General features: G+C 36.9%; 11 protein-coding genes. 3 read left to right on the top strand and 8 right to left on the bottom strand.

What is annotated here, in order from left to right:
- Positions 1-152 precede the first annotated feature (152 nt).
- From AC1ECF_RS12855 to AC1ECF_RS12830, 6 genes are all read right to left on the bottom strand, one after another.
- Positions 153-3,845: a S8 family serine peptidase gene (locus AC1ECF_RS12855; protein WP_480389830.1), complete on the bottom strand. Its 3,693-nt coding sequence runs from the start codon at positions 3,843-3,845 to the stop codon at positions 153-155.
- A 1,050-nt stretch (positions 3,846-4,895) separates the two neighbouring features.
- Complete coding sequence (locus tag AC1ECF_RS12850; RefSeq protein WP_480389829.1) at positions 4,896-5,669, bottom strand: S-layer homology domain-containing protein; 774 nt, start codon at positions 5,667-5,669, stop codon at positions 4,896-4,898.
- 438 nt (positions 5,670-6,107) lie between these two features.
- Positions 6,108-8,267, bottom strand: coding sequence for an S-layer homology domain-containing protein (locus AC1ECF_RS12845; protein ID WP_480389828.1), 2,160 nt, complete (start codon positions 8,265-8,267; stop codon positions 6,108-6,110).
- A 373-nt stretch (positions 8,268-8,640) separates the two neighbouring features.
- Positions 8,641-9,387, bottom strand: coding sequence for a WecB/TagA/CpsF family glycosyltransferase (locus AC1ECF_RS12840; RefSeq protein WP_480389827.1), 747 nt, complete (start codon positions 9,385-9,387; stop codon positions 8,641-8,643).
- Positions 9,388-9,399: 12 nt separating this feature from the next.
- Positions 9,400-10,761, bottom strand: coding sequence for a glycosyltransferase family 2 protein (locus AC1ECF_RS12835; protein ID WP_480389826.1), 1,362 nt, complete (start codon positions 10,759-10,761; stop codon positions 9,400-9,402).
- 269 nt (positions 10,762-11,030) lie between these two features.
- Entirely contained in the window at positions 11,031-15,512 is a 4,482-nt protein-coding gene (locus AC1ECF_RS12830) for an endonuclease (protein WP_480389825.1), read from the bottom strand.
- 731 nt (positions 15,513-16,243) lie between these two features.
- Between AC1ECF_RS12830 and AC1ECF_RS12825 the strand changes: the two genes are divergently transcribed.
- Positions 16,244-17,059, top strand: coding sequence for a nuclease-related domain-containing protein (locus AC1ECF_RS12825; RefSeq protein ID WP_480389824.1), 816 nt, complete (start codon positions 16,244-16,246; stop codon positions 17,057-17,059).
- 144 nt (positions 17,060-17,203) lie between these two features.
- On the opposite strand, the gene AC1ECF_RS12820 is transcribed toward AC1ECF_RS12825, so the two are convergent.
- A complete protein-coding gene (locus AC1ECF_RS12820; RefSeq protein WP_480389823.1) occupies positions 17,204-20,155 on the bottom strand; it encodes an S-layer homology domain-containing protein in 2,952 nt (983 codons plus the stop codon).
- Between the two features lie 339 nt (positions 20,156-20,494).
- Positions 20,495-23,140, bottom strand: coding sequence for an S-layer homology domain-containing protein (locus AC1ECF_RS12815; RefSeq protein WP_480389822.1), 2,646 nt, complete (start codon positions 23,138-23,140; stop codon positions 20,495-20,497).
- A gap of 347 nt (positions 23,141-23,487) precedes the next feature.
- On the opposite strand from AC1ECF_RS12815, the gene secA2 reads away from it, so the two are divergent.
- Both secA2 and AC1ECF_RS12805 read left to right on the top strand, forming a co-directional pair.
- On the top strand, positions 23,488-25,866 hold the full coding sequence (gene secA2 / locus AC1ECF_RS12810; protein ID WP_480389821.1) for an accessory Sec system translocase SecA2: 2,379 nt from the start codon (positions 23,488-23,490) through the stop codon (positions 25,864-25,866).
- Positions 25,863-26,747, top strand: a complete 885-nt coding sequence (locus AC1ECF_RS12805) for an accessory Sec system S-layer assembly protein (protein ID WP_480389820.1) — start codon at positions 25,863-25,865, stop codon at positions 26,745-26,747. The genes secA2 and AC1ECF_RS12805 overlap by 4 nt, the downstream gene beginning before the upstream one ends.
- The last annotated feature ends 157 nt before the right edge of the window (positions 26,748-26,904 follow it).

Raw genomic sequence — 26,904 nt, 5'->3', positions numbered from 1 at the left:
AAAAAGTTATTCTTACTTTTTTAGGTTTTGTTGATTTGTATTTTAATAAAAATTTCCCGTAAGCATTTATAAATTCCCTTCACAAAAAAAGAGTTCGGGAAAACCCGAACTCCTGAAACTTTTTGGGGATATTAAATACTTATTTCCTCTTGTTATTTCTTTCCCCAATTATCAAATATGTTTTTCATCTTTCTTATTTCGATTTTTTTCGTTGTTTTGTGACCAACTAAGTCCTCTACTTCAATTACAAAGGTATTTTTACCATCTACTAAGGACAATTCTAGCTCTAAATCTTTCTTAAATCCTGCCATTTTATATGGCTCTGAAAGATCTTGGGCAAATCTCTCATCTCCGTTTACTCTCACTCTGATTTCATCAAAGTTATCTTGAACGGAAACTTTTACTTTTACCTTGTCATTCAATGTAATTAGCGGATAGATACTTTTAATCGTTAGCTTTGGAGCTTGTGTATCCACAAAAACTTTACGGCTAATTTGCATTTTATTTTCATATTCATCAATTGCTGTTACAGAGATATCCTGTACCCCATCCTTCAGCGTCAAAGTATGAGAGAAGTTTTCTCCATCAAAACTATCTGCTTTCTTTCCGTTGATCGTCAACGTTTCAATAGCCGAATCATCTTCTACACGTCCCTTTACTTCTACTTTGCTCTTATTAAAAGCATCGAAATATGCCGGGCTGTCGATGTAGATGACTGGTTTTGTTGTATCCTCTTCCTCCTCTTCTTCTCTCTCCGTTTCTAACAAGTGAGTAGTAGAATTAAAGGCACCATCGAAAAACACTACTTCCAGCTTGTCATCCGCTTGGATATCTTGCGTGATGGTAAATTGTGTTTCGGAGCTTTCTAAGTAGTCATCCTCCTGATCAACGCTTACCACTTCACCGTTCACAAGCACTTGCCATTTTCTTGCCCCAGTACCGTTTTGATTGTCCTGGAAATTAACAACTGTGATGGTCTTCGTCTCTTGGTTCAAAGTTGCATCTGCAGTAGGAGCTACTGTATCTACTTTTACCGGGAGTTTAATGGATTGCCATTCTGCTCCCTCGTAGTCTATTACTCCGCTAACTTGTAGGAAGTAATCGCCATCTGCAGCTAATTGGTTATTTATTTTTCCATCCCAAGCATAGTTGTTATTGTATTTATAAGGGTTTGAGCTAATGTAGTTCTTTGTTAAGTTTCGGTCTGTGCGAATTGTTCGAAGTGATTTTCCATCTGCACTTAATACTTCTACTTTTAGATTTTTCACGTTTCGGAATAAAGAGAAGACCGGTAAAGCCTTATCTCTCATACCATCTCCATTTGGAGAGAATCCGAAATAGTCAGGGTGAAAGCTTCCATCTCCATCGATAAAATTACCTTGATCATCTACTAATCCAGTGTATCCCCAATATGCTTTAGTTTCCCACATGAAATAATCAAAGATTCTTGCATCGTCCCATTCTCCGTTAAATCCGTAGAAAGGAACCGTAAGAGGTACGTTTCCAGTTACCTCTTCATTACTGTCCGTTAAAGTAACAAAGCCATCCACAAAGAATCCATTCGTGAAGGTTTCTTTTAAGCTTTCTAAGTTTGCTACATCTACTTGAACTGTGAGTGTTGCCGAACCATTTGCAGGGATTGTCAGCTGTTCAGGTGTATCAATCGCTACATCCTCCGTAACAACAGCGGAACCGATTTGATTTGGAGCAGTAACCACATCGCCACCAACAGACGTTGCGTTATCTACTTGTACAGCAACATCCACATCATAAGTTTTTTCTTCATCTGAATAGTTTTGCGCTTGTAAAGTAAAGGAAATGCTATTATTCTCAATTTCTTTTAAAGCAACCTTTGCTAGTCCTGTTTCTTCATTTGTCACAACTACATCTGTAGCTAATGCGTTTGCAAGCTGCATTAATCCTGCTCCTTGACGTCTCGGAGATACATATTCTCCAGGATTAAACTCTACAGGCTTTGCAGTATTCATTAGTAAGTTTTTAGCTAAACGAACTCTTTCAGAATCCGCTAAGTTAAAGTCGTTGTCGATTCTTTCTAGAATCAGCGCTGCTCCACCAGCTACGTGCGGTGCAGCCATGGAAGTTCCACTCATGATTCCGTACTTATTGTCATTTAACGTAGAGAAAATGTTTCCTCCTGGAGCCGTCACTTCAGGCTTGAAGTCCAAGTTAGGAGTTGGTCCCCATGAGGTAAAGGCACTCATTTCTCCAGCCGTCGGGTTAGCAGTTTCGATAAATTCACCTTCAAATGAAACGGTTACTGTTCCATTAGCATTGATTGCTTCCTTCAGTTTTTTCCCATCGTTTTGTAATGCGAATAGATAAGGTATGTTGATAGCTGGATCCGATGCCATGTTGATCGTTCCACTTGTATTATTATAGATAATGATTCCTGCTGCACCTGCCTGTTGAGCATTTAGAGCTTTATCAACAAAACCGATCGTCCCACGTTCCACCAATGCTATTTTTCCAGTGAAATCCTTGCCTTCAAAGTCGCTAGGTTGACCAATACCAGCATCTAGCACCTCTACAGGTCCATTGAATTTCTCCATTGGGTCTGCTGCATTTGCTAATAAATATAAGGCTTGCCCAGCTGCTGCTCCATCGATTTGATAATTAAAGCTGTAAGAAGTGATGAAACTATTTTCAAAGGATGCAACACCAAAGGAATCTCTTGATACACTTGGCGATCCAGTTAAACCATAGTCTTGGTTTTCAGCAAGCGGATAAAAATACCCATCTCCGTATAGCGCTGAGTTACCTGCAGAGATTGCAACTAACACACCATTATCTGTTGCACGTTTCACTGCTTGTTGCTCCGGACTTGAATCATCCACAAAACCAGCCGTCGCCCCTAAAGACATGTTGATCACGTCTGCGCCAAGCTTAATCGCATCGTCGATTGCTTTGATATAAATATCTCCATAGGTGGAAGAGAAGCCTGGGTCATTGCCGAAAACCTTTAACGCTAATAACTGCGCCTCAGGAGCCACCCCTTTTACTCCGTTTCCTTCTTCCTCACCATTAGCCCCAACTGTCCCAGCAACATGCATACCATGCATGGAAGCATCTGGTCCTAAATCTAGTATTTCATTGTTACCATCCATATAGTTATAGCCAAAAGGAACTTTTTCTGTATAGAATTGACCTTGTTCCAGTGTTCCATTTGCTAAGAAGGAGTTAACTTCTTCCTCTGTTAGTTCAGCAGCGGCGTTGTCTGAAAGAATCATGTCCTTATGACTTGGATCGATTCCCGTATCAATAATCCCCACTACCATCCCTTCCCCACGGAAGTTATAGTCATTCCAAGCCTGTTGTGCTTGTACTAATTCTTTCGAGTAAACCATTTCTGGCTTGATAGAAGGGCGGTCATATTTAGTAGATTCATATACTGCCTTAACACCAGGTGTTGCAGCTATTTCCTCCACAAATTTCGCTTCTACTTCTGCAGAGAAACCATTAAAGACAGTCGTGAAGCTCTCCAACACTTCTATAGAAGGAGTTTCTTTCTCGATTGTCGCTTGTACACTTACTTGTTCTTCTTCTACGTTCTCTTCTAACGTTCTTCGTTCATTTTTGTTTAGTTTTTTGTACAATAAACCTCTTTGTGTAGCCTTTTCTATAGTAGGAGCGTTAGTCAGCTCTACTATAATTCTTACTTTTTCATCCGGATTCTCTGGGTTCGCCAGATTCTTCGGAAGAACATTTTCTGTTTTTTGCTTTAACTGTAGATTGTTTGAATTGTTCGGTGACATCCCGAACACAGAGCTGGTGAATGCCAACATAAAGACCACAGTTAATAGCAAGGTTTTTTTGATTGTAGCCAAACTTATCCCCCCATTTTTCTAATTAACACCATTTCTTACAATAGTCCTGGTGCGTATAATAGAATTTATCATATTTTCTCATTATTTCAAAGATAAAGATAATATGATAAACGTTACGTGTTTGTTTCTTTTCTGTAAAAAATTGTTGACTTTTTCATGTATTTTCTGATTTGTTGTAAACTTTTATAAAAACACCTACTTTTTGTCTATCGTTACAAAAAAGTTGTTATTACTGCAGGCTTAGATGAGTAGTAAATTGGGAGTTGTTTGGAATTTTTTATCTAGTAATTATTATTCTATTTCTTCTATTTAAAATGAATATAGAGATTCATTTTTATATAATCAATAGACCTAGAAGCGAAGGAGTATAAGGGAGAAATTATTTCTTATTTTTCGGACCTGTGGTTCTTCGCTGCGTCGGACGCTTTCCGGAGGCCAACAGGATGTTGGTCAGGAAAACGTTGTCACACGATGTGACGTTCTTAGTTTTCCCTCCACAAGGTAAGCCAGCACCCAACGCTAACGCGCGTGGCTGTGCTGTCTTACCTACCACCCTGCTCCCACAGGAGTCGTCGACGCTGCTCCGAACCAATAGAGTTACTTACTATAAAGAGATATTGATTAATAGATTTCAAAAAAGACATACTTCATCAAGCAAGATATATGTTTTGTCCTATTTTCTATATTTCTACTGTTACCAGAAGCTCATTCTCTCTTATTATTTATTAGAGATATCTCCAGTGAAAAAATTTGTTGCTATGATGTATTTTTTCTACTTCAACAGCAGTGTACAAACCATTTTCACAAAACAAGAAAAGTTAGTCGAGGGGATTTTAAGATCCAGAGAATAGATTATCGTAAAAATTGGGGGGAATATCGTAATAATGTAGATGAATGTCGTAAAAAGGGGGGACAATGTCGTAAAAATGAATGGAAATATCGTAAATAGAGGTCCAATGTCGTAATAATTAGTGGTAATGTCGTAAAAAAGCGAGACAATGTCGTAAAAACTAGAAAATGCCGCACGACATTAAAAGACTACTAGGAAACCTAGTAGTCCGGCAAGAAATTATTTTCCATTAAATTCACGAAAATCTTGGTAACGTGTGCTCTGGTTGCTGGCTCGCCAGGCAGGAAGTTACCATTATTACCTGATACTATTTTAAACTCGTATAGCATGGAGATAGCATTTTGTGTTTCTTCATCGTATTGTCCATAATCCAAGAAAGGAGCTTTTACGGTTGGCACATATTCTTTTCCATAGTGAAAATTATATAAACGCTTTAGCATTAATGCCAGCTGAGCTCGAGTAACTTCATCATTTGGCTTTAATTCTGTGTTACCTTTAACAATACCGTATTTATAAGCTGTTGCGATTTCAACTTGTGTTTCCTCAGAAAAATTCACTACATCGGTGAATGGAGCTGGTTGTTCCGTTTCAACGCCAAGCAAACGAACTACTAAGCTAACTGCCTGCACTCTCGTCATCGGTGCATTCGGTTTAAACGTGCCGTCTTCGAATCCTTTGAATAAACCAAGTGAGGTCGCTTTCTCCATATACTGAGATACCCAATGTCCTTTCACGTCTGGGAACACCGGAATGTCATGTATGGGATTTGGGGATGGTGTTGTTGTTGAATCTGTAGGCAACTCGATTTGATCTTCATCAACCTTCAATTCCGTCTGGTGAGAAGAAGCTTCTACTAGAATTTTCTGCTCAAAGGCATTTGTATTCGCAAATGTGTTAATAGGCAGTAACATCAAAGATAACATCTCTATTGCCATTAATACTATAAGTAATCTTCTGTTTTTTTGTTTCGACATTTTAATTTTCCTTCCATCTTCTGTTTTCCCCTCCGAGATTAAAGACTCTCCGGTTTTAAAACTCTTCCCCTTTATCTCCCTCTACTTTCTCGACCAAAAAACCAATTCACCATTCTCTATATGTTTATCATTGGACATCTATGACTCCCAAAAATATAATTATAGCTATTTTTAAAAAAATGGGGAATAACAAGGTACTGCTCCTAGTCAGCATAGCCTGGCTACATTAGATCTCGAGGGGCAAGACAAAAAAGCTGGACAATAAAAAATGCCATGAACATTTGGTTCATGGCATTAACATCTATATACTTTCATTAAAAGGATTCATAGTTCATTATGATAGAATCTCAAAAGGAAAAGCACCTGCGTCTTAACTTCGCAGGTGCCATCATATTTTTCTCAGATGTTCCCCCGTAACTCCAGGAGCCCATTCCAATCTTATTCTTTACTTGAGATATCTACAATTCTACCTTCTACTTTTGGTTCTACTGTTTTCAAGCTTACTAAGTAATCGCGGAAGTTTTCCCAGTCGTTAAGACCTAAGTCTGTTACTCGTCCTTCTTTGTATGCTTTTTCGAATACTGCGTATCCATCTCCACCTTTAGCTGTAAAGGCATTTGTTGCGATGGTGTATTTTTTGTCTGCTTCGACAGCAGTGTAGGAATCATTTTCTTTGTAAGAGATAGACACGACTCTTTCACCTACTGGCTTCGTAGAGTCATATTTTATTTGTGCTCCAGCTACGTGCAAGAAACCACCGTTTTCACGTTCAGGTAATTCTTTTAAGCTGGTTTCAAATGCTTCTTTCAATTCTGCTCCAGTTAGCTCCATTGTTGCAAGTGTATTTCCGAACGGAAGCACTGTAATGATTTCTCCAATAGTGATCGGACCTGCATCGATTGCAGCACGGATTCCTCCACCGTTTTGGAACGCCATGATGATATCCTTATCGTATTCTCTTGCTTTCTTCAACATACCGTCCGCGATAAGGTTTCCAAGTGGCGTTTCATTTTTACGAACATTATTATCCTCTTCACGAGGGTTAATCAGTTCTGCAGAAGTAACAGCTCCTGACTCTGTTGTTTTAATTTCATTAATCTTAGCCGCATACTTAGACAGAATCAATTTTGCTGCTGAATCCTCTGCCTTATCCGCTACTTTAATCAGTTTTCCAGCATGGGAAATAATATGACCTTCTTTATCAAACATTACATCCAATGTCCCTAAGTTTTCTGCATATTGCCCAGCTTGTAGAATAAGTGTCGGAGAATCATTTTCTCCTACAACGACAGGCTCAGCTAACGTTGTATGGCTATGTCCACCTACAATCACATCGATTCCTTTTACTGCTTTTGCAAGCTCTAAATCATTGTCTACCGTTGGATTGTCATCGTATCCAATATGAGTAAGGGCTACGATTTTGTTGATACCCATTTTTTCAAACTCAGCTACCATTTTCTTTGCATCTTCGATATAATTCGTGAACGCCACTTTGTTCGGACTAGCAATATATTCTGTTTCTGCTGTAGTTAAACCGAAAATACCGATTTTTTCACCGTTTACTTCTTTCACGATACCAGAATAGATATTTGCATTTTTAGGCTCCGATTCAATTTTCGTTTGGAACAAGCCAGTAAATAGCTCATCCTTCGAGAAGTCAACATTTGCAGATACAAATGGGAAATTTGCAGCTTTGATGAAATCTACTAGAGCTTTATGCCCTTCTTCGGAATCCCCTAAATCAAACTCGTGGTTCCCGAAAGTCATTGCGTCAAAATTCATTAACTTCATGATTGCTAGATCAGCTTGGCCTTTGTACTCGTTAAAATATAAGGATCCAGAGAACACGTCCCCAGCATCAAGCAACAAGGAGTATGGTTTGTTTGCTCGAAGCTCGTTGACCGCTGTAACTCTCTTAGCACCATTGTCTAGTTGTGCATGTGTATCATTGAAATGCATGATTGTCAGATTAAAGCCTGTTGCTCTATAAAGGAAGGAAGCCATTTGTCCACGTGTTACGTTTGCATTCGGTTCAAATGTATCCTCGGTTTTACCAGTAGTAATATTGTGTGCATAGATTGTTTGGATATAGTCTGCAAACCATTGCTTACTATTAATATCCTTAAATGGTAAGTAGGATGATAGCTTATTTTCTTCTAAATCAAATCCTTCTGTTATCATTTTAGCCATATGAGCACGAGTTAGGTTTCCGTTAGGATTAAAGGTTTGATCGTCGTAGCCCTTAAGGATGCCTGCTTCCACTAGAGCTGCAATGTATCCGTAATAAGGGTTGTCCTTGCTTACGTCTTTAAAGCCAGGATCCTTTACATTTTTCGTATCCAAATCTAATGCCAGCGCTATCACTTTTGCAGCATGTGCTCTCTTGATATTCTCGCCTGGTCTATAAGTGCCATCTTCATACCCTTTGATAACCCCATCAGCACTTAATTTTTTTACCGCATCAAAAAAATGATGTGTCTCTTTTACATCCTTAAAAGATACATCTTGTGCCTGAGCACCAGTTGACACAGTTGCAACCATAGCACCAGCTAAAATAGTTGCTGTTACTGCTTTTTGAAAGCCTTTTTTATTTCTCATTCCCATCCTCCTATAATCTTTTATTCTCTTTATCAATAGGCACAAACTATTATCCGAAATTATACCTTATGTACCAATAAAAGTTATACACCCATTTATTATTAGACTATCATATTTGGTTACCCTTGTACTAGATATTTATGATTAAAATTTCTGTAAATTGAGAATTAATAGAAATACTAAAATAAGGTTGGATGTGGTCGAGTAGAATAGATTATCGAAATGTCATGAAAGTAAGAGAATTGTCGAAAAAAATAAGGACTCTACTACAACTAATGAAAGAATTCTTCAATCAAGAAGGCAATAAAAAAAGACCCAACTAGAGTCAGGTCTTACCTCTCTAAGAGAACTTTTATTACAATGATTCATTCGTCTAAGCCTGTAAGCTTTTTTTCTTGTTTCTTCTTTTGACATATAAGAATTCTTTGCCTACAAGGATCATATAAACAAATAAATTATAAAGTAAGATAGATTTATCTTTTTTAAAAGCAATCCGATATAGCCATTCTAAATTTAGCTTAATGAATATTTCTGGCGCTCTTTTTCGTTCGCCAGCGAATACGTCAAAGGCTCCTCCCACACCAATGAAAAGTCCCTTTTTACATTTCCCACTATTTTCAGCTATCCATTTTTCTTGTAGCGGAGAACCTAATGCTACAAATACGATATCTGGCTCGTGTGAAGCAATACAATCTATCATTTTCTCATCAGATGTAAAGTAGCCATGTTGATAACCACTTAACTTAATTTGTGGATATTCCGATACTATAGCAGCAGCGGTTTTTGTAATAACCTCTGGCTTGGCGCCTAATAAAAATATTTTTAACTTATTTTTATTCGCGATACTCAATAGTTCTTTCATTAAATCAATACCAGTAATTCGTTCACTAACGGGTTTATTTAATAGCTTCAGTGCTTTTACTACACCTATTCCATCAGGAACAGTAAGATTTGCTTTACTTATAATCTCTTTAAAGTCGCTATCTCGGTAGCCCTCTCTTACCATCAGGGAGTTTGCCGTTACGATTATCTGTTTTTTACTATTTAATAAATCTCTTTCTAAACTATCAACCAAGTCAATCATAGTGGAACTATAAAAATTCCAGTCATTTAATGGCATTCCTAATCTCCACTACTTTTCTAATCTTTCATCCAATGAGATATTGATAAATTTCTCCGTGCGTTGCCATACCTGTCTTCTATAAGTGATCATTCCAACAATGTGTAGTGGTAAATAGGTTAGGGTGAACCATACATAGCTCCAAATAAAATAGAATATATTGTTTTTGGACTTGTCTTTCACTTGCTCTCGATAAGAAACATAGAAGAGTACAACATTGTAGCTTAAGTTGAGGATGACGATAATTGGATTAGAGTAGAACTGCAAAAAGCTTATGCCAGTTCCGAAAATGAAATATACAAACAAACTAATGAACGATAAAGCAAATCCAATTAGTATCATGAAGGTACGGGACATATTATAGGAATAAAAGAACGTATCAATCTGAGTAAATGTTCTATATTGGAAAATTGATTTCAAAATATGAAAGAAATTAGAGAAAGCAACGTTCCAATGTCCTCTTGACCATCTAAGTCTTTGAATAATTGAGTTCTTAGGTGAAATAGGTTTTTCATCATATATATATGCGAAAGCATTAAATTCCGAATGCTCATTCAGATTGGACATTTCCACTTGAAACTCAAAATCTTCGGTTATAGACTTAGGATTCCAGCCTACACGTTTCAAATAGTCCGTTCTAACATTGAATCCGGTTCCTTGGATTGTCGTATTCAAACCTAGAATTTGTTTAGGAATTGTATAAAAGCGGTTCATAAAGCTTTCAGAAAGTGCATATCCTCCTGAAATATAGTTGTCACTTGGGTTTTTACTTAGTACTCTACATTGAATTAGGTTTGTTTTATTGTTTGCAAGAAATTGGGAATTTATTTCATTAAAATAGTCAAAATGCACAATATTATCACTGTCGAATATGGTGATAATATCAAACTTATCCAGTATGTTGCGATGATGCTCTAAAAATGCTTTGATCGCATATGGTTTCCCTTTCGGATCTCCTTTTTTACTCTTATTCTCAAAGACGTTTGCCCCTAACTCTCTAGCAATCTTGGCAGTGTCATCGGAGCAATTGTCCGCAAGTATATAGAAGTCATATAATTCCTTCGGATAATTAATATCCTTCTTTAAATTATTAATAATTCCTGAGATTACTTTTTCTTCATTATGAGCAGGAACTAAAATAAGAAATTTGCTGCTTGGCGGTTGAATGGTATAATTTCTTTTATGTTTTTTCCACCCAAAAACCGTCAATATCATGTAATATGTAGTAAAAATAAATAGATAGGTTTCCATACACAACAGGATGTATTGGTACCAATTTAAGTTTTCATTGACGATTGAGTGATACACTACTAAAACAGAAGTAATGATCATCAGTGAAAACAAAAGTTTAAATGTGATTTTATTCGTATTCATTACCCTTCTCTTTCTCCTTTCATAGATAATATTTTAGAGTCAGAGAAGAAAAAAATCATTAGTAAAAAGTGTATAACAGAACCATATATTAACTAAAAAAGACGACTTTACTCATGTTTATACATTATAAAATTATTAACTTTGTAATAAAAAGTAAAGCGTTATGGAAATCATTTCTTGCAAGTAAATATCTTCATACACAATGAAAAAGACCAAACTCTCAGATAGAGTTTGGTTCCTTTTTTATGATTGAAAGATGATATAGACTTCTACCAAATAGATTCTGCAAATTCTGGATGGTCAATAAATGGATTGCGATTTCCTTGGATAGAGAAAATCTTTTCGTTACGATTACGTTCAAACGAATCTACCGGGTCTTGCTCGTGCCACTCTAACAGAGTAGATAATTTTCCGTGAAACGGTACGGAGCCATTCCCTACTCGATCATTTAGTTCAAGGTCAACCTTATCGCCTGGCTCATAGCGTGTTGCCATGTAAAATAACATACGCGCAACGTCGCCTTTCACACGATCTGGTGGCTCGAAGGAGCTCGATGCTTTTTTACATTCGTTACAGCCATTTACCGGACTTCCTCCATTATCAAAATCTAGGTTTCCACGAGTGGAGTTTACTTGAACATCTGTGGGACGTAAATGATGTAAATCGGTTCCAGGGCCCTGTGATGTTCCAAAACCGCCATGGGACTGCGCCCATACATGCTCACGATTCCACTGTCCCACGTTCCCACCGTTAGCCGTTTTGGAACGTGATAATCCTGTATATAGTAAGATGACGTTGTTTTTATTGTTCGGATCCTCATCTGTTTGCTTCAACGCATCCCAAACCTGTGAATAAGAAAGTTCTTTATGCCCATCGATGATTTCATGAAGAGCATCCTTCAGCTGTTCTCCCTCTAATCCAATAGCATCCGCGTAATAGCTGTTTGCTGTATTGTCTGCTGGTGTTGGTGTTATTAATACCAAAAATACGGTCGTTACGCTTTTTTGGCCATCACTAGCATTGACAGCTACTAAATGAATACCTTTCTTTAGGTTTAGCTTCAACTTATTATCTTCTATCGTTCCCCGTGTTGTAGTAAAGGTTAGCGGCTGTTGTTCTGGGTCCGAGAAATGCTCTGTTAGTAAGATAGAGATCGTTTCTCCAGCTTTCCCAGTTTGGGTTTTTATTTTCTTCACAAGAACTGGTGCTTTATTTTGACCAGGTATAAAGATTTGTTCCCCTTTTGTATTGGTAATTTTGATAGCACTTGCAGTTGCTCCATTGATGAATTCAAACTTTCGTACGTTTTCTGCCCCGCGGATTTCTTTTACGTTCTTTCCGTCAATAATTACCTTTTTGACTTTTGTTCCTTTGAAGTCTAAGATTGCTCCCGCTTTTGCAGGCTTCACTGTTACTGTATGAGAAATAAAGCCTTTCCCATCGAACTCTGCATATTGTCCAGTAAAGAAGATGCCTTCTTTGATTACCGATTTGTTATCTAGCGTGATAGAAACGCTTGGATCCTTGATTGTCACCTTTTTAGCCTTATATTTCTTAAAGTTGTAATGTTTTTCGGGAATAATTGGTGTTACTTCCTCTTCCTCTAATAGATCAATTTGCACCATTACCGGGTCATGGTCACTTGCACGTCCAGCCATATCCGTAAAGTCTGCATTAATATGAAGAATATCTATGATCGTTTTTTCTGCTAAGTTCTTTGAAACTAAAATATGGTCTAGCACTTGAGAGTTACCCTGATATAAATACGTATAACGATCAGCATCTGCTGCTTCGTTAATCATGTTTTTCATTAATGTTCCTTCGTGAATTTTCAATGCATCCGCGAACTGATAATCATTGAAGTCACCAAGTGATACGATATTTGCATCTGGATTTTTTGTTTTTACATCTTCAATAAATCCATAGACAATTTGAGCAATTTTTTTACGTTGTGCTTCACTTTCATATTTAGGTGGTTGGATAGAGCCATATAACGGTGTATCTCCAGATTTTGAATTCCAGTGGTTAGCGATCACGATAACGCTTTCCCCTTTGAAGTCAAACTGAGCAGCAAGCGGCTTACGGCTGCTGTCGAACGCCTCATTTGTTGGATCAATCCGACCTGGGTTCACTGTCAGCTTTCCATTTTCATAGACTACAGCTGTAGTTGCATCACCAGCAGGTACTCCTTCTGTTAATGATACGCGCTCTGGGTTATATAAGAATCCTACACGGATATTTGCATTCGGTGCCCCACCATCTGCATTGTTTACTGGGTCAATATTTACATATTGGTATTCCACTCCACCAGCTTCCACAATTGTATCAATCAAGCGCTGATAGCTTTGGTCTGCCTTTGAATCACCAGTAGCTTCTCCATTATTATCTTGTACTTCTGTTACCCCAACAATATCAGGATTTTGCATGTCTACAGCGATTGCTCTTGCTAATTTACGAGCCTTGTCATCAGATGTAGATGATTCGTTGTTTGAGAAGTTTTCAAGGTTATAGGAAGCTACTGTTAGCTTATCTTCTGCTTTTTCAATAAATGTTTGCTCTGGCCTTGCATTGCCTTTTGTATGCTTTGCCTGCATTTCATCTAAGCTTGCATAGATTTTAAAGTTTTGATAAGAGTAACCAACAACTCCTGTAATCGGTCCTTCGAATGTATCACCAGTAGCAACCTCAAATTCACGAGCGTCCCCATTAGGCTCTAGACGGAAATGAATACGGTTAGGATTTTGGTTATTCTCCTCATAAAGGACTCCACCATGCAGTGTGTTTGTTGGCTCATCCTCTAATAGAGTGATAAGATCGCCATGCTCTTGAGGAGAAACGGATTTCACATTTCCTACTTGAACACGCATACCTTCGATGCTTTCCCAGAAATCAATTGCATCTTCCTCTGGATCAAATACCTTTAGAGAGTCATCGTCGATATGATTGAAATCAATGTTTGATTCATCTAAGATGATTGGCTCCGGTAGTTCAACTCCACTTTCAACAACCGACACATTACCACCTTGGTCGTTACGTACATTGATTTGCGTAGTTTTCAGGTCAGTCGTTTGACGATCCGAATAGCCGTCATACGCATATTCACTTACCTTCCCCGTAACAGAAACTAAATCTCCCACTTGGATTGGCCAAGACTTAGTGCCACTGTAAAGAAGAATTGCCTCTGACGTATGGGCATCATTATCCGCTAAGTCGTCTGGCGTTTGCATTGTATAGTAGTAAGACCCGTTCAGTGTAAATGCGTACGTGACAATCCCTTGGATACCTTCTACTGTTTGATTATTAAATGGAGTAGTATGTCCTGCTCCTTGAAGATCATGGATTTGCAGACTATCTGTGATACTGTATTCAAATGTCTTTACTTCACTAGCTTCGCCGTTAGCTGTGATGACAACTGCTTTTAATGTAGTATCTTGTTTAATTTCAAGGGGCGTAGTGTAAACCGCACTATCCTCTGTTGGCTCCGAGCCGTCTAATGTATAGTGAATAGAAGCGTTTGAAGTTGTTGTCGATAAAGTAACCGTTGTTCCCCCAACAAATGTACCTCCATCAGGAGAAGCAGTAACAGGCTGTAGGATAGAACTGTCTACAACGATATCCGCACCAGAACGAGGGATGATTTGGTAGTCAGCATCGTATTGCTGAATGATTCCTGTGATAGACTCATAGGTGTTCCCTACTTCTAACCCTAAGTTATTGTTCTCATCACGAACGACAAACTCAGTTGTTCCATCTGTTGCTTTGTAATTTCCGTTTGCTACAGATGTCAGCGTGATATCATTTGCCACCACAAGTAAAGATTCGTTTGCTTCGTTAACCTCTGCTCCCGACACTCTCTTCGGTGCTGGTGCCCCAACATTTTCTGTCTTTTCGATAATTGTCGCACCATCTAATTGCAGAAGACCCCGGAATTCAGCTAGTTCCCCTGTTAGAGTAACCTCGTCTCCAATTTGAGCTGGTAAACTAGAAGGCCGAACTGCAATACCACCTGTTGAGTCTTGGACAGATACCGTATTTTTCAGGTTTGCAGTAACTACTGCTTTTATGGTTACCGTTTCACCTATAGCTTTTTGTCGGGCATCTGCAAGAGAAAGAATAGTTGGCTTTTCGGGGTCACCTGGATCACCTGGATCTCCCGGGGCAGAGCCATCCATTGCATGGGAGCCTAGGTTATCAAAGGTATCTATAGGGTAAGTTTGCCACTGAGTGCTAACATCATAAGTATCATCGACAATTCTATCTCCTGTCGTAATAGAAGCATTGCGAACTAGGGTGACGTTTTCTCCCCACTTAGCATCTACTCCAACCTGGCCAAAGGAATCCACGACGTCACTAGATTTTTTAAGGACAAGTGCATCATTACCGTTAAAGTTCGTTACACCATGCGTAATATTTCCCTTTGCTTTTAGAGCGTCAGAGGCTTGGCTATGTGTAATAACAAAGGCTTGGCCGTTCTCTAAAGCACCGGAGAAGTTGTAGGTTGTGTTAACATCCGTTCTTCCATTTGCATAAAGCTCTAGTTTATAGGTGCTTAAATCGACTGTACTTCCAGTTCCATTATAAATTTCTATGGCCTTGTTGTTACTGCTACCTTCTACGTATTCGGAAATAATCAAGTCCGTTGCTGTCGTCTCCGCAGATACCTCTGCCGGAAGGGATGGCAAGATTAGTCCTGCTACTAACCCGGCGGATAGGAAACTATTAAAATACTTCCTCCAATTCGTTTTGCTCATGTAGACAATTCTCCTTTAGTGAGGGATTTCTGTTTCTTTGAGTATTTCATTACCTAAACAACTGTTATAAAGGCATTTGTTGCTACTGTAGAAGCGACTGCTAGCATCACGTTATGTCTCTTTTTCCTTCTCCTAGCCTCCTATTCAAATAAAATGCAAAGCACTCTCAAACCATCTACTAAAAATACATACTTATCCAAAAATAAAATAGATATCCATACTTTTCTAGATTATCATAAGCATTTTCTACATTACTATATCTTATATGTAATTCAATTCCATTTAATTATTAGAAAATTCTATATATAGGTAAAAGTATAGTTACAATAAGGTAAATATTTACTTTTAATTAAGACTAAAGATTATCCATAAAAAAAGAATAAGAGATTTCAATCTTATTCAACTGCGACAAATTCGTTAGCATATTACCATCTACAACATAAGTCTAATAGCCGACTAATGCTTACTACTTTTAGTAGCTGAAAGCCCGACAGCAACAACAATCGGGGTGACTGCTAAAGCTACCCTCGTACTAGATAGAAAAAATTTCCTTCGTATATCTATTAATCCCCTTTAAAAATTAAATTAAAAAAATATGCACTTATCGGTCATATACGTTAATCCCAATACTCCGAAAGTTGTTTTTTTAATAAAGGATTAATTTATTAATTACTTAGTATGTAAAGACTCTAACCGATATTAATAGTATCAATTATACAGAGGTGTCTCTTATGTTTTCTTTTTTCAAATCAAGGACTCATCCTAAGAAGCTGAAGCCTATTACTCCTCCTTTCCCTAATAACAAAGACGATGAATTAAAAGAGAAAGTAGCAATCAGAAAGGGTGATCTGGGTGAATATAAAATAGACTTACAGTTATCCCAGTTTCCAAAGGAATATAAATATATCAGTGACCTATTTATCCAAAATTCAAAATCTTCCACTGGCTATTCTCAAATCGATCACGTTATCATTACCTCATTTGGATTATTTGTGATTGAGACAAAAAATTATCAAGGCACCATTTATGGAGGGAAAGACAGAAAAACCTGGTCCGTTAATGGGAAGTTCGAGATGATGAATCCACTGTTTCAAAACTATGGACATGTAAAGGGACTTGAAGCTTTGGTAGAGAATCATTATCATTCCTATTTTATCTCTATGATTTCATTCACAAAGAGAAGTACATTTAAGATTGATGAGGAATTAAGAAAGCTTTCTTCCAATGAACTAGTCGTATATGACATTGAACTAACTGAATTCATACATAGAAAAGTGGCCGTTCAAAAGCTTACTGGTGTTAATGAATTAAATCAGAATGATATTACAAAACTTTATGAAATTTTCTTAGAAGCCAATATAACAGATCACTCTCTTAGAGATTTTCATGTCAACAAGCTAAAATCTAAAGAGAGTCCGCCAGCAAATAGTAAAAGTCATTGTGTAGTATGTAATAAACCGGTTTCGGACAAAGTGGAATCATTTTGCCATTCAAATAAGAAATTTGGAGGAAAGGTTTATTGTTTTGAGCATCAGAGGGGTATATAAAATGAATTTCTGTTAGTAACTACCGTAACAAGGGAATATTAAGTAACTTCGCTTCTTGGACAGGTTATTGTTTGGATACCCCAACAAATGTTATAAAACCAAAAAATGAAAGAATAAAGGATTACTCCCTTATTCTTTCTAAACTTACTGTATTAATACTTTGGTTGTAAAAGATTTTCCATTTACTATATAAGTTAAATCAAAACTATCTCCATTTTCTATTCCGGAAAATTGTAAATTAGCAATTCCATTTTCAGTTACTTCTGGTTTTATATTATCATTATCTGAGTTCACAAGATCAGTAGCTGTCATTTTAATTTTGTCAGCTACTGATGGCGTAATGTCCTCGCCATATTGGTCTATCACTTTTAGCACGCCCAGTAAGTCTATTGAATCAATCGGTACTGTCCCGGTTGTTGTTCCTGGAATGCGAAGCATACCGTCTATAATAGTTAGGTTATTAAATGGATGCAACTCCATTTTTTCTATATTAGGAGCAGCTTTTGTAATAGTTACGGACTGATTGAGAGTAACTTCCCCAGGGTTAGTCTTAATAACTACTTTTACATTTTCTGTTTTATCTCCTTTATCAACAATATCCTTATCAGGTCTAACATATAGCCTATTTGTTGCCTTTTCGTATACTAAGTCCGGGTTGCTTGGAATGACATCATATGCACTAGTAGGCAAAACTGTACTAACTCCATTAGAGGTAATAGCAGAAACGATAATTTCTCTTTTATAATTAATCATTTCAGAAGAGACCGGATTATCATAAATAGGTTTTATATCAACTTGGTAAGTTGTCCCTTCGTTGACTTGAATACTTTCTTGGCGCATATTTAATTCTTTTACATTACCTCTCGAATCTATTTGTTGGAGATAGAATTTTAAATTACTTTTACCATTCTTTACTCCAGTAGCTGTGACTGTATTACTAGCTGATATAGTATTGTTTGAGGATAACATTAGCTTATCATCTGCAGATTCTACCTTAATTAAATATTTCCCACTATTTGATGTATTAGCTGCTCTAGCCATATTACTCACCAAATTAAAAGCTCTGTTATATTGATCATTTACGCGGAAAGAATCTGGTTTAAACATTATTGTCTCATTAACCATTAACGAAGTTTTTAAATTAGTAACTCCGATTATTTTAGTTGCTTCTGCTTTTGCTCGAATAGTTAAGGTTAGGGATGTCAATTTTCCAGCTGGTGTAGTTGCATTAATAGTCACCTGTCTATCCGTACTCAATTGGGAGCTATCTGTTACATATAACTTTGCTTTACCAGTACTCTGATCCGTCTCAAATGTAGCCTTTACTCTGGAATCATTAGTTGTCAGTTTCATTCCTGAGCTACTATTTAAGAAGTTTGCATCGTTAATAACTTTCCCATCTGTTCCATTTACCACAAAAGGAATTTCAGTCTTTTCTCCTGCCACTACAAGATTTGGTCTTTGCATAGTAATTTTATCAGCCTTGGCCCCATTTGCTACAGTTATATTAAACTTTGCACTTTTTCCGGTAGCACGAGAAGTAATCGTGATAGTTGCTTGACCTGCTTTCTTATTTACGGGTTCTCTAAGTTCAAGGACTGTTTGTTTCTTTCCGTTTATAGTTAACTCACTGAATTTTGGAGTACTTCTCCCTCCATTTACATCAATTATAGAAGTACCTGAAATAGATAGGGTAACTCCGTTAGCTATATCTGAAGCTGGTACAGGAAGTCCATATTCATCAATTGCATTCAGAACTAGATGAAAATCCTCATAATCTGAATTTAGACTTAAAGTTTCTCTTGTAGATACATCATTGTAAACATTTAATATTTCCACTTGGCTAACTTTCGATTTTTGTGATACTGTTACCAACTTATCACCTTTTATATTGCCACTCTCGAGGGTTAAGGTAAACTTTTCTCCAACTTTAAATTGTTCATTCCAAGCAAGCTTAGATACTTCAATAAAACCTTTTTCTGAATCAATTGTATAGGAGTGTTTTGAAGAAGCTAGGTTAGAACTAACCTTCAAGTTGTTGGTCTTGTTCGTTATATCTTCCTTGTATTGATTGTATACTTTAAACGGAATTCTGAGTATCGTTCCGTCCGAATATGGTACAGCCTGGTTACCCCGTATCTCAATAGTTTCTACTCTTTCATTTGTAATGGATACGTTAGAAGTCAACACCTTATCACTTAAACCACTTACAGAAATCTCATAAGATCCCGCACTCAACTGAGATAGTAATTTAAAGCTTACTGTCTTCTTATCTGTAGATTGGCTTATTTTGCTGATTCCAACATTTAACCCGTTCTTACGGATAGCAAAGCTTGCCTTCTTTAAATCTATTTCTTTATTGAACGTTAAAGTTAACTCTTGATTACCCACTGGTTTAAAGCTAGCTATAGTAATAGATTTCTCTTTTACTTTGGTTAAATCTAACTCAATGCTTCTTTTTAAAAAAGTAGCAAACTGTCCACGTGTTGTCGTATCCTTTGGATGAAACATATCTAAATCTGGATTCGTAATATTAAAGTAATCAAGCACTTCAATAAAAGGACGTGCGGCTACCTTGGCACTTTTTAAATCTGTTACATCGCTAACATACGTTTGAGAAGATTCATATTTTATTAAATCCACTCCTTCAGCAACATTAAGCAGCTTCACAATTGCTATCGCCATGTCTTCCCGAGTCATGTTTTCTTTTGCAAGAAGTCTTCCATTACTCCCACCAAGAATTCTATTATCCTTGATCATTGCTGCATACTTTAATAATTCATCATCTGCTGTTTTCACCGTCACATCAGTAAATCTAACTTTTGTTTTATAATCTGTTGGCACCTTAAACCCTTTTGCAACTAAATACTTCCCCAATAACTTTACTACATCGGATCGAGTTAGTGTTTTATTCGGCTTAAAGGTGCCATCAGGGTAACCATTTATTATCCCTTCTCTCACTAGCGCATTAATGGCAACTTCATGCGTATTCCCCTTTGTATCTGTAAATCCAGCTGCAAGAACTGTAGGTGTCACTGTAGTTGCAACTAAAGAAGGTACTACTAAGCTAGCAAGAAACATTTTTCTTTTTTTCATTTCTCTATCCCCTATACAGAAATTGGTGTTTTTTAAAACTTATTACTAGTATATATTATTTTTCTTGGCTAGGAAGTAGTTCCGAGAATTTTATTTGAATTTTTAGTTATTTTTCTTATCACTCTCACCTAAAGCTAGTACGGATAGTTTAGTAAGACGTAGAAAATATTGTGAACAAATCTTTTAGTTAACTACTTATTTTTAGATAAACACATACTTAAAAATCACTAGTAAGAGAATATTCTAACCAAAAGTAGAATTATGTATAAATAAAATTGCTCTACAGAGATTTCACTCTGTAGAGCAATTTTTATATTTCTAATTTATCTTTAAAGATAATTAGTTTACATCAATTTTTACAGAAGAAGATGCAATTACAGCACCAGTGGTACTTACAACTTTATAAACTAATGTACCCTCATCTCCAGCTGTTGTAGTAACAGTAGCTACACCATCTTCAGAAATTGATCCATCAAGTTCAATGAAATCAAATTCAAATTGTCCTAATGCTACATCGTTACCATCTTGTGAACCATTTGCATTTTTGTCAAGATATACTACATTATTAGCATCAATACGTACAGGTTGAGAAGATGTTGGTGATACTGTTACTCCACGTAAAATGTCATCGTTACCTGATTTAGTTACTTGGAATACATCTTCATAAGTGTATGTTTTTGCATAGTTAACTGCTGGGTTTGATTTCCATTGAACTGCAGAAATACGAGTTGGTTCGTTAATAACAGTTACTTTTTGAGTATAAGTTTTACCGTTGTATGTTACTGATACAGAAGCAGTACCTGTTTTAGAAGCAACTTGAATATCTACTCCATTTGTTGTTGGTGTTGTAGTTACTACGTCAGCAGTTTGTACTGTATTAACTGTTACACCTGCAGCTGTAAGATCAATAGGTTCTAAAGCAACACCTTGTGCTGTATATGGTACTAATTTAAGTGAAAGTAAGTCATCACTTGTATTAGCCATATTTAGAGTATAATCACTAGACTCAGTATTATCTCCATCAATTTCTAATTTGTATGAACTTGCAGTAGCATTGTCAGAAACTTGAACACGGAAAGAATTACTATTTAACTTATAAGTGTTACCAGATGTAGAATCATAAGTAAATGTGATGAATGCAGATCCTTTACTTACTGGAGTTAATGCTAATTCACCAATATTGTTAGGATTTGGAGTTGTAGCATCAACAATTGTTCCTAAACCAACAACAGTCCCAGCAGTATCTGAAGACACTACATTAAGTCTTGGATCAGTTGGATCAGATAAGTCTCCAAATTGGTCTAAAACTTTTACATAGACAGTATTATCTGCTGAAGTGCCACCATTTACGTCTACTGCTAAGTTTTTAGAAGAAATTGCTGGTGCTGCAGCAGAATCTGCGCCAACTATTTGTACAGAAGATACTTCACGTGCACCATTTTCTACTTTATATGTGTAAGTTTGTACTGTTTTTCCATAAGTAACAGTAATAGTTGCTGTACCAGGAGTTACTGCTGTTAACACAGGTTTAGTACCAGTATTATCTACTGTTATTACAGCTGGGTTAGAAGAAGTTGCAGAGAAACCAGATGTAGCCCATTCTGAGTTATTATCCGCTTTTACTCTAATACGATTGATAGTTGCATCTTCACCTACAACTAACGTATCTTTTGTCATTGAAAATGTATTAGTACCTAAACGTACATCTTTAGATTCAATAACTTCAGTTGCTAAGTCTAAGTTTTTAATGATAACTGGAGTTAATCCTGTTGAAACTACATCTGAACCTTTAGAAATTGTAGCTGACACATAAATAGTCATACCAGATGTTGGAATAACCAGACCTGTAGCTGTATCAATATCATTACTTAATAAACCTAAAGTATTATTCTCATATACTGTATTAACAGGTGTTTGACCAGCTTTATCTCTAAAAGCTTCAAATCTTACATCATAACCAGCAGCCATTAAATCAGCTCCAGTTACTTCTAATCCATCCACTTCTAGTTTTACATATTGATTTGAAGTATTGTCATCATAAGTAGCTGATTTAACTGCAGCTTTTACAAATTCAATTTTAAATGTGAATTTAAATTCCTTCTCTTTAAAAGTAATTACTACTTCTTCACCATCAACTAATTGAGCGTTTAGCACAACTGTAGCTGATTTTCCATCTTCAGAAGGTGTAATAGAAACTACTGAGTTATTAGACACTTTTAATTCTTCAGGTTTAATTCCTGCAAAACCAGAACCTTTTAAGCTTAAAGTAGTACTGTTAATAGCAGTAACAGATGTAATTTGTGAACCAGGTGCTACTGTTTTAATTGTTTTATTTAAGAAAGAAGCAAATTGACCACGAGTTACATCACCTTTTGGGTTGAATGCAGGAGCTGCTGGGTTAGTAATGTTGAAGAAGTCTAATACATCGATGTATGGACGAGCTTCTGCTTTAGCAGCATTTAAGTCTGTTACATCTTTCTTGAATTCTTGATTAGATACATAGTCAACTAAATCTGTTTTGTTGATTGTGTCAAAAGCACGTACAAGTACAAGTGCCATATTTTCACGAGTAATATTAGTTGAAGGATCTAATTTTCCGTTAGAACCGTTGAATACTCCATTATCTTTTACTAATGCAGAGTATTTTAATAACTCTTCATCTTTTGTAGTTAATGAGATATCGTCAAAGCGTTGTTTTGTAGCGTAGTCAGCTGGAACTTCATAGCCTAATGATACTAGCCATTTCCCCATCATTTTTACTACTTGGCCTCTTGTAATAGATTGGTTAGGTCCGAAAGAACCATCCTCATATCCATTAATGATTCCTGCTGCAGAAAGAGCATCGATGTGCTCCTTGTGAGAGTTGTTTTCTGCTACATCCTTAAATGTTGCAGCGAATGCTGATGGTACTACTGCTGTAGCTACTAAAGATGCGGTAGCTGCACCAGCTAAAAATTTACGGTATTTCGTTGGTTGGTTAGCCATTGGATAATTTCCTCCTCTAGGTAAATATAATTTGATAATCTCCTAATCACGGCAAAATGACCATAGATTATCAACTACACAGTAAAGTATAAGATGAGAATATAATTCTGTCAATTACTTTTTTGGTAATAGATTCATATTATAACCAAATGCTGAGTAATTTTCTAAAACAATTTACTTCATTATAGGAAAATACACTAAATAATTGAGCCTTTTGATTCCCACCCTTTTCCCCACCTATTATTAGTACGTATAGATAGATAGTTTGTTTCAAGACTTTTTAAAATTCTTTTAAAAATATGGTATAATTACTCACTGTGGAATTAAAAAACAAAGGAGATAAACAAATGGCAAGCTTTTGGCAACGACTTTTTCCGTCCTCGGACGAAAAAATTCTTAAATCATATAAAGATGAGTTATTCAAAATAGATACATTTGGTCAAGAATTTAAGATTTTATCGGATTTGCAATTGGCAGACAAGACAAATTATTTTAAAGAACGAATTCAACATGGAGAATCAATAGAAAGTATCCGTCCAGAAGCATTCGCTGTCATTAGGGAAGCAGCTGATCGTGTGTTAGGTATGCGCCATTTTGATGTCCAATTAATAGGGGGGATGGTTCTTTCGGAAGGGAACATCGCAGAGATGCCTACGGGGGAAGGAAAAACATTAGTAGCTTCCCTCCCTGCCTACTTAAGAGCATTAGAGGGCAAGGGAGTACATGTTATAACCGTCAATGAATATCTTGCGAAAAGAGACCGAGAATTAATTGGACCAATACATGAGTTTCTTGGGCTTACAGTTGGCCTCAACCTTCCTATGATGGACATTTCGGTTAAGAAGGCTGCATATGAAGCGGATATCACCTACGGAATTGGGTCTGAATTTGGCTTCGATTATTTACGTGACAATATGGCTTATGATGCATCTTTTAGGGTACAAAAACCATTTCATTTTGCGCTAGTGGACGAAGTTGACAGTGTACTGGTGGACGAAGCAAAAACCCCACTTATTATCGCTGGCAAAACAGACGTTCATGAACAGTTGAGTACACTTTCTGCAAAGCTTGTAAAATCCTTTAAAGAGGACACTCACTTTATTTTTGATTTAGAAACAAAAACGGTTAACTATACAGAAGAAGGCATAGAACAAATTGAACGCTTCTTTTCATTAGATAATTTGTATGACCTCCAGCATCAAACACTCTACCATTATATGATTCAAGCATTGCGCGCTAGAACTATGTTTAAGCGAGATGTCGATTATATTATTAAAGATGGGAAAGTTCTCTTAGTAGATATGTTTACTGGGCGTCCAATGGAAGGACGTTCGCTTTCAAATGGTCTTCACCAGGCGATTGAAGCAAAGGAAGGCCTAATCATTACAGAGGAAAATAAAACACAGGCATCAATCACCGTTCAGAACTATTTCAGAATGTATCCAATACTTGCCGGCATGACTGGAACGGCTAAAACGGAAGAAAAGGAATTCCAAGAATTATACGACATGCAGGTGACGCAGGTCCCAACGAACAAGCCGATTGTACGAGAGGATTTGCCAAACCGTATCTATTTGACTGTAGCAGACAAATACAAGGCAGTTGCTGAAAAAACGCTGGAGCTTTATAAAAAGGGACAGCCTGTTTTAATAGGAACAACTTCTATTATACAATCAGAGGAAGTATCGAAGTTTTTACAGTCCCTTGATATCCCACATGAAGTGTTAAATGCGAAAAGTATGGAACAAGAGATAACACTTATTTCTCTAGCCGGACAAAAAGGTGCTGTTACGGTAGCTACTAATATGGCTGGGCGAGGAACAGATATTACTTTAGGAGAAGGTGTGGCTGAGCTAGGCGGGTTGTATGTCATCGGAACAGAGCTTCATGAATCACGCCGTATCGATAATCAGCTGAAAGGAAGATCTGGTCGTCAAGGGGATCCTGGAACTTCAGAATTTTTTATTTCCTTAGAGGATGAAATGTTTAAGCGGTATGCTGGAGAGGAACTAGGAAAGCTACTACAGCAAGTGAAACCTGGACCAGATGGTTTATTAACAGATAAAAAAGTTGAAGAATTTGTGTCGAGGACACAGAGAATCTGTGAAGGTGCAAACTACAGCATCCGGGAATATAACTTGAAGTTAGATAACGTGTTGAATGTGCAACGGAAGACTATTTATGATATCCGTGACCAATTACTCTTTGGTAATGATATCGAGGAAACTTTCATTACATTTATCCGTGAATATCCAGGCCATGAGATTGACTTTTTCTTTGAAGAAGAAGGCGAAAAAACCGATACAGCTATCCAAAGACTTCGTAATGAATTTTTAGAGCTGTTACCAGGGATCTCTTTACCAGAATGGGACAACCGTACTGCTCCTGACCTCATGAAAAAACATGTTAGCTCAGCAGTCAATGAATATAAGGTAACTGTTTTAGATATTTTAAGTAGAGCATCGGAAAAAGAAATGCTTAGGCTCTATTTAATAGGAACAGTCGATCAGAATTGGCTCAGTCACATGGATGCAATGGAAAAATTAAAAGAAGGCATTGGGATGCGTAGCTACTCCCAGGAAGATCCAATGAGACAATACGAGCGAGAAGGACTTATCTTATTCACTCGCATGATACATGGCATTGGGAAAGGTGTTGCAACGGAAATTGCGAAACTTGTGAAGGATCCACCGAATATTATTAATGAAGGAGAGAGAGCAGAATGATTCCATTTTTTAAACGCTCTAGTGAGAAGAAACAGAAAGAAACAGCTGTTTCTCCTCAAGACCTTTTAGAAGAAATAGCTGCTACTACAGATGAATTAGTAACCACTAAGCTCTATTTTTATGGTGGCAAGCCCGAAAAAATTGAAGATCAGTACTATTTCCAATTCCTACTAAACGAATTAGAACCCTTGAAGAGAAATCAACTTTCTATTTACCCTATAGAGCTTAAAATAGATAAAAATAAAGTATACGCACAGTTTTTCTTACGACAAAGTTTGGATAGAAATATCACATTGGGAAATACTCCTCTTCTTTTATTCGGAGACAATAATAAGCTACTCGGTAGAATTGAGGTAGATTTTAACAAGCTTGGAGAAATCCCTGCTGAAAGTGCTATGCCATGGATTGTAGAATTTTCGGAAGCGGACCTTTTCGTACCTTTAGAAGAAATTACAGCAGAGATATGGACACTTGCATTTGAACAAAGAATTCCTCATCGATTGGATTTAGATATTACCTGGGAATCAGCTTTAGCCAAAGGAGGTAAGGAAGAGTTAGAAAGGGTAGTAGAAAAGTTAACACCCCCTAAGAAGAATGAAGTTAAATTTATCGGATTACAGGCTAGGGTTCAACCAGATGGTAGCCTTGCAACAACGGTTCTTATTAGAAGTGGTCTCGAAAAAGATATAGAGCTAGAACAAGTCCCAATAGAAATTCTAGATGCATCGAGAGAAGTGGTCGCAAAAGGGGCTTTCCAATTGCCACCACTAATTATCAAAGCAAATACGAGCAAGCCATGGACCTTTCTTTTCCCGAAGGATACGGTATTAAAAGAACAGCCAGACTTTAGCAATTGGGTCGTAAAAGTCATCCAAGAATAAAAATAAACACAAAAAAGCCTAAGTAGAAATCTACTTAGGCTTTTCTGCGTGGGCAACCAACCGACTTTTTTAAAGATTTATATATTGAGGAAATGATCCTTACACTTACCTATCCTAACACCTTTTCAATTATTCTTCAAGAGCAAAAGAGTCCATC

The sequence above is a fragment of the Psychrobacillus sp. Z3-81 genome, assembly GCF_056620325.1.
The sequence above is the reverse complement of the archived record's forward strand: the minus strand, read 5'-3'. Positions and strand labels throughout refer to the sequence as shown.

Excerpts from the sequence above, each read along its gene's own strand:
- AC1ECF_RS12840 (WP_480389827.1), bottom strand. The coding sequence starts at position 9,387 with ATGCCATTAAATGACTGGAATTTTTATAGTTCCACTATGATTGACTTG.
- AC1ECF_RS12820 (WP_480389823.1), bottom strand. The coding sequence starts at position 20,155 with ATGAAAAAAAGAAAAATGTTTCTTGCTAGCTTAGTAGTACCTTCTTTA.
- AC1ECF_RS12845 (WP_480389828.1), bottom strand. The coding sequence starts at position 8,267 with ATGAGAAATAAAAAAGGCTTTCAAAAAGCAGTAACAGCAACTATTTTA.
- AC1ECF_RS12835 (WP_480389826.1), bottom strand. The coding sequence starts at position 10,761 with ATGAATACGAATAAAATCACATTTAAACTTTTGTTTTCACTGATGATC.
- AC1ECF_RS12825 (WP_480389824.1), top strand. The coding sequence starts at position 16,244 with ATGTTTTCTTTTTTCAAATCAAGGACTCATCCTAAGAAGCTGAAGCCT.
- AC1ECF_RS12805 (WP_480389820.1), top strand. The coding sequence starts at position 25,863 with ATGATTCCATTTTTTAAACGCTCTAGTGAGAAGAAACAGAAAGAAACA.
- AC1ECF_RS12815 (WP_480389822.1), bottom strand. The coding sequence starts at position 23,140 with ATGGCTAACCAACCAACGAAATACCGTAAATTTTTAGCTGGTGCAGCT.
- AC1ECF_RS12850 (WP_480389829.1), bottom strand. The coding sequence starts at position 5,669 with ATGTCGAAACAAAAAAACAGAAGATTACTTATAGTATTAATGGCAATA.
- AC1ECF_RS12830 (WP_480389825.1), bottom strand. The coding sequence starts at position 15,512 with ATGAGCAAAACGAATTGGAGGAAGTATTTTAATAGTTTCCTATCCGCC.
- secA2 (WP_480389821.1), top strand. The coding sequence starts at position 23,488 with ATGGCAAGCTTTTGGCAACGACTTTTTCCGTCCTCGGACGAAAAAATT.